2 protein-coding genes are annotated in these 1,039 nt (G+C 66.2%); both read right to left on the bottom strand.

Annotated elements, in window-relative coordinates; translation table 11 throughout:
• Nucleotides 1-364, bottom strand: a 364-nt coding sequence (locus LPZ50_RS25035; protein ID WP_230665524.1) for an NAD(P)-binding domain-containing protein, incomplete at its 3' end; no start/stop codon positions are given.
• Complete coding sequence (locus LPZ50_RS25040) at nt 361-774, bottom strand: carboxymuconolactone decarboxylase family protein (protein ID WP_230665525.1); 414 nt, start codon at nt 772-774, stop codon at nt 361-363. The genes LPZ50_RS25040 and LPZ50_RS25035, both read right to left, overlap by 4 nt.
• Nucleotides 775-1,039 lie beyond the last annotated feature (265 nt).

Consider the following 1,039-nt stretch of genomic DNA (forward strand, 5'->3'; position numbering starts at 1 on the left):
CGTCGACCAGTTCGCCGCCGGCCTCGGCCACCGCCTGCGCCAGGCGCTGGGTAATGGCCGGCACGCCCGAACTCATCTCGACGATCACCGCGCCGGCGTTCAGCCCGGCCAGCACGCCCTGGGCGCCTTGCAGCACTTGTTCCACGATGGCGCTGGTGGGCAGCATGGTGATGATGACGTCGCTTTGCGCGGCCAGCGTCTTGCAGTCGGCCGCGGCCTGGCCGCCGACCTCGGCGGAAAAGCGCGGCGCCACGCCGGGGGGCGCGGCGGAGACGGGGGGCGCGAACCCGGCCTGGTGCAGGCAGCGGGCCATGGGCCAGCCCATGCTGCCCACGCCGATGAACCCTACGCGCGCGCTGCTCATGCCTGTTTCTCCGGGAAGGCGCCGGCTTCTTCCAGCACCTGGTTGGCCACCTTGAAGGCATCCAGGCCCGCGGGAATGCCGCAGTACACGGTGGCATGCAGCAGGATTTCCTTGATTTCGTCAGCCGTGACGCCGTTGTTCAGCGCGCCTTTGACATGCAGCTTGATCTCGGCGGGGCGGTTCAGCGCGGTGAGCATGGCCAGGTTCAGCATGCTGCGGGTTTTCTTTTCCAGGCCCGGGCGGCCCCAGGCATAGCCCCAGCACCATTCGGTGGTGATGCGCTGGAAAGCCATCATGAAGTCGTTCGCGCGCGCCAGCGAGCCGTCGACATATTCGGCGCCCAGCACCTCGCGGCGCAACTGCAGGCCTTGGTCGAACAGTTCCTGGACGGGGTTTTGCTTGTCTGCCATGGATTCCTCCGTGTTGATGGCGGCCGGTGGTGCCGGCGGGACCGGTGCGCCCAGCATAATTGGGCGTTAATCGTCATATTGTCATGCAATCTTATTGACAGTCAATAAGATTGGCTTGAATAATGGCGGCACCGGCCTGGACCGGTCCAAAGAAAATGCGAGGAGACGAGATGCAACATCATCGAGATACGAGCCTGCGCTCGCGCAGATCTTTCATGGCGGCGGCGGGCGCCGGGCTGGGCGTGGCCGCCCTGGGCGCGCCCGG

It is taken from the genome of Bordetella petrii (genome assembly GCF_020991325.1).
In the GTDB taxonomy this organism is placed as follows: domain Bacteria; phylum Pseudomonadota; class Gammaproteobacteria; order Burkholderiales; family Burkholderiaceae_B; genus Bordetella_A; species Bordetella_A petrii_E.

Excerpts from the sequence above, each read along its gene's own strand:
- LPZ50_RS25040 (WP_230665525.1), bottom strand. The coding sequence starts at position 774 with ATGGCAGACAAGCAAAACCCCGTCCAGGAACTGTTCGACCAAGGCCTG.